At 65.2% G+C, this 4,730-nt stretch carries 2 protein-coding genes; both read right to left on the reverse strand.

Features of this window, described 5'->3' with window-relative positions; all coding sequences use genetic code 11:
• Positions 1 to 116: 116 nt before the first annotated feature.
• Positions 117 to 1,256, reverse strand: coding sequence for a porin (locus tag ACT6Y9_RS08740; protein ID WP_295480449.1), 1,140 nt, complete (start codon positions 1,254 to 1,256; stop codon positions 117 to 119).
• A 644-nt stretch (positions 1,257 to 1,900) separates the two neighbouring features.
• Positions 1,901 to 4,730 (reverse strand): DEAD/DEAH box helicase (locus ACT6Y9_RS08745; RefSeq protein WP_443744255.1); only part of this gene is annotated, 2,830 nt, incomplete at its 5' end.

Raw genomic sequence — 4,730 nt, forward strand, 5'->3', positions numbered from 1 at the left:
GAATTCGGCGGCTTCTCGGAACTTCCTTCTCACCCCGCCCGAGGGAACAGGGGGGAGACAATCCTCAGACGGCGGCGCGCAGACTCTTGCCAGGGATACGCCCGCCGTTCCGGAGATTAGAAGGAGTGGGCGAGACCAACGGCGGCCTGGAAGTAGGACGGATTCTGACCGGTCGTGACGTTGTCGATGTCGTCGCGGCCATAGCCGGCGTCGGCATAGACCGTGGTGCGCTTGCTCAGCTTGTACGAGTAGCCGGCGCCGACGACCCAACGGGTCATGTCCTTCTGAGCGGCCTTGGCCTGGTCTTCAGCATCGAGGTAGCCCACCGTGAAGACGGCCGTGCCGCCCGCGACCGGAGCGGAGGCACCGGCCATCACGCCCCAACCGTCGAACACGGAGCCCTTGGCGGCGTACGTCATGCCAGCCATCGAGTCCACCGAGCCGTCCTTGAAGTAGGCGGCGGAGAGGTAGGGCTTCACGACGCCGAAGTCGTAGGAGCCGCCCACCGTGACGCGGACCGTGTCGTCAACGTCACCACGGGAAACGTCACCAACAGTGTTCCAGGAGGGCTTATTGACGACGTCAACAATGGCGATCAGGTCGAGCGGGCCGTTGTCATACGTCGCGCCGATGCCGTAATAGCGCTCGTTGGAGGACTCGTTCTCAACCCAACCATTCACTTCGTCAGTGCTCTTGCCGGTGTTCTTGCCCATGGAGTACTGGGCGTACACCTTGGCGCCGGCGAAGGTGGGCGTCGCGTAGGTGATCATGTTGTCGTAACGGGAGCTGAAGCCCGCGCCCCAGATCATGCCCTGATCGCCGACGCTGCCCCAACCGGTGGTCATCGCCGAGAAGTTGCCGATGCCGAACGTGCCGGCCGTGCCGTTCAGGATGCCCATGCGGCCGAAGGCGAGTTCACCGAAGCCGCCCTTGAGGTGCAGGGACGCCTGACGATCGAAGAGCGTGCCGGAGGTCTTGAACTGACCGTCGTCGGAGTTGTAGCCGTTTTCGAGCACGAAGGCGACCTTCATGCCGTTGCCGATCTCTTCTTCACCCTTGAGGCCGAAGCGATTGCCGGTGAAGTTGCCGGTAGCCATTTCAAACTTGTCGACGGCGTCGGCGGAGGTGTCGATGTCGGTGTTGGTGTAGCGCAGGCCGGTATCGATGCGGCCGTAGAGCGTCACGTCGGCGGCGAAAGCGGAGCCGGCGGTAAAGGCGGCCACGACGGCCACGGCGGCGAGTGTCTTCTTGAACATGGAAAGTCTCCTGAAAAACTGGTGTTTGATCGACGGGCTTCTTCGGCCCATCAAATCAAGGCGCATTTTTGAATGTCGGAGCTTCAAAGGTCAGGGGGGGGGTAACCCTTATAGCAGTAAATATCCAGAAGAAACAGCGTGTTGAGTGAATTGCCTAGTGTATCTTCGGCGCAACAAGGGAAATTCGGAAAAATGTAGGGGATACGCAGAGACAAATCGTGCAACTGCGAATGAGAATTGAATGCTGAGGAATGTGAGAAAAAAGAGGAGAAATTCTGTTTTCAACGCAGCGCAGAGGATTAATTATTTCGACTATGCATTACATTGAAGTTTTCTGCGGATGCTCGGCCGGAACGGCCTTTCTCCGACGCAGGACGGGGTCGTCACGGCCGGTGAGCCTAAGTGTGTGAGCGCCGCTCAATCGCTCCATGCATCGGCGGCGGAGCCAGCGGCTTCCGGCTGCGGCGTCGGGAGCGCGATGTTCACTCTTTGCAATCCGCATTCATGTGTGCGGCGTCCGTCAAAGCGCCCGTACGGTGTTCCAGATGCGAAGCGGGCGCCCCGCCGAGGTAGAAAACCGGAGGGATGCCCGCAGAATCGGTCAAAAGCGTTGCGGAGGCGCCTCAGTTGAGGGCGCCCGGAGGTCAGTGCTTCGAGAGCGTGAAGATCGACTTGATCTCCTCGTCGGTGAGGTCGCCGATCCAGGATTCGCCGACGCCGACGGCGAGGTCCGCGAGCTCACGCTTTTTCTTCAGCATCTCGTTCACCTTCTCTTCGAACGTGCCCGCGGTGATGAAGCGGTAGACCACGACGTCGCGCCGCTGCCCGATGCGCCACGCGCGGTCGGAGGCTTGGTCTTCCACCGCCGGATTCCACCAGAGGTCGTAGTGAATCACGGCCGAGGCCGCGGTGAGGTTGAGGCCCGTGCCGCCCGCCTTGAGCGAGAGCACGAACACCTCCGCCTCGGGGTCGTTCTGGAAGGCGTCCACCATCTCCATGCGCTTCGCAGCCGGAACGCCGCCGTGGAGGAACTCGGGGCGGCGCCCGGAGGCGGCCTCGATCCACTTGACGAGTCGTTCGCCCATCTCGCGGAACTGCGTGAAGATGAGGGCCTTGCGGCCGGCCTGCCGGCAGCGGTGGAGGAGCTCCATCAAGGCTTCGGCCTTGCCCGAGTCGGGCTTCTCCGATTCCTCCTTGAGGAACTGCGACGGGGAGTTCGAGATCTGCTTGAGGTGCAGGATCATGCGCAGGATCTGCCCGCGGCGGCTCATCCGGAGCTGCGAGGCGTTCGCAGTGCGTCCCGCCTCGTCGTAGGCCGCGGCGTCGGCGTCGAGGGTCTCGAGCGTCTCGAGGTTCTCCTTGAGGCAGGCCTCGTAGAGCGCGACCTGCTTGGGCGTCAGGGTCGTGAAGTAGTCCACGACGTTCTTTTCGGGCAGTTCGTCGAGAATGCCGGGGTCGGTCTTCACGCGGCGGAGCAGGAAGGGCGCCGTGATCCGCCGGAAGCGGTCGATCGCGCCGCGGTCGCGGTGCTCCTCGATCGGGTCCACGAATTCACGGCGGAACTGCGCGGGGGTGCCGAGGAGCCCCGGCTCGATGATCGAGAAGATCGACCAGTATTCGGAGAGCCGGTTCTCCACCGGCGTGCCGGTGAGCGCCACCACGGCCTCCGCGGGGAAGTCCTGCGCGGCGCGCGCCTGTCCGGTCTTGGAGTTCTTCACGGCCTGCGCCTCGTCGAGCACGAGAAGCTTGAAGGGCATGGCCGAGAGCTTCGCGAGTTCGCGCTTGAGGAGCCCGTAGGAGGTGATCAGGATGTCGGGGCGCTCGCCCCCGTCGCCGAGGTCGCGCTCCTTGCCGTGGAAGATCTTGGTCGTGAGGGACGGGGCGAAGCGCTCGATCTCGCGCTCCCAGTTGACGAGCAACGACGCCGGGGCGGCGATCAGGACCTTCCCCTCGTTGAGGACGGCGCGGTTCTTGAGCTCCAGGATCGCGGCGATCACCTGAACGGTCTTGCCCAAACCCATGTCGTCGGCGAGGAGCGACCCGAGGCCGATGAGCGAATTCTGCACGAGCCAGGAGTAGCCGCGGATCTGGTAGGGGCGCAGCACCGCATTGAGTCCGTGCGGGGGTTCGAGCTCCTTGACGGCCGCGGACTGACGGATGCGGGTGAGGAGCTCCTCCGTCGCCTCGACCGTGCGGCCGGCGATTTCGCCCGAAAGGAGCGCGCGGAGCTTCTCCCAGTTCGAGAGCGCCCGCTTGTGGGCGTCCATCCACTCTTCGATGAGGCGGTTGTAGTCCTCGCGGGTGAGGTGGAAGAAGACGCCTCCCGAGGTGAGAAGCTCTCCTTCGTTGTTGATCCGTTCGCGGAGCTCCTCGAGCGTGAGACGCTCGTCGCCGACGGCGATCTCCCACTTGAAGTCGGCGAGCGCGGCGGCGTTGAGCATGCCCTGCGTCGCGAGCCGGGCGCCGCGTTTCGGGGCCGCGTCCTTCATTTCGGCTGAAAGGACGAGCTTGGGCTTCTCGATCCGCTTCATCGAATCGGGGAGGTTGAACTCAAACCCGAAGGCCGAGAGGGCCGGAACGGCCGAGAAAAGGAAGAACTCCCACTGGCTTCTCGGCAGCCACGCGGGTTCGGCGTGGTCGCGCCCGAATTCGGAGAAGAGCGGATGAGTGGCGGCGAGGATCCGGAGCGCCGCACGCACGCGCCGCTCGGGGTCAAGGCCCTTCGCCTCCCATTCGGGGAGCGTGAGGAGCGCCGCCGCTGCCTCGACGGACTTCTCTTCCCCGGCGGCGGAGCGGGGGATGAGGCCGAGCATCAGGCGCAGCGCTCCCTTTTCGAGCGCGCCCGTGATGCTAATGCGGCAGGGGAGCGTCGCCGCGGCGAGCGGGAGCCCGAGGAAGGCGGCGAGGACGTTCGAGAGGTCCGGGAGCGCCGGCACGTCCGGGGCGAAGCCTTCGCCCGTCAAGACGTTCCTCACGCGCCGGCCGATCAGACGGCGGCTCACCTCGCGGTTCTTTTCCGAGGCGTTGCGCACGAGGGCGGTGGTGAGGAGCGTCAGCGCTGCGAAGACCGCGCTCTGCGGCGTGCTCTTCGGGCCCGCGGCTTGGGCGAACGTGATCTCGCCCGCGGCCGGTTCGCCCGCCAAGGCGGCAAACGGTTGGGCGAGGACCGCCGTCGCTTCGGAGACCATCCGGGCGACCTCCGGCACGTGCAGGGTCGGCACCCAGAAGACGCGGAAGCCGTCGGCTTCGGCGCCCGAAGGGTTGGGGAGGAGAAGAGGCACGGGAACGGGCATCACGGCGCCCGCGGCGACGAGTTCCGCCGCGGTGAGGGCGAGCGCATGCCAGAGCGCGAAGACGGGCGGGTAGGCGAGGAGCTCCCGGCGGGTGAGGGCGAGGATGGCGGCGAGGAAGTTGTCGAAGTCCACCGACACGCGCGCGGGTACGGCCGCGGGGTTCACCGGGTCGGGGACGATG

It is taken from the genome of Sutterella sp., from assembly GCF_052272535.1.
Taxonomy (GTDB): domain Bacteria; phylum Pseudomonadota; class Gammaproteobacteria; order Burkholderiales; family Burkholderiaceae_F; genus Sutterella.

What these genes read in the sequence shown, in the direction of transcription:
- ACT6Y9_RS08740 (WP_295480449.1), bottom strand. Translation starts at nt 1,256, where the DNA reads ATGTTCAAGAAGACACTCGCCGCCGTGGCCGTCGTGGCCGCCTTTACC.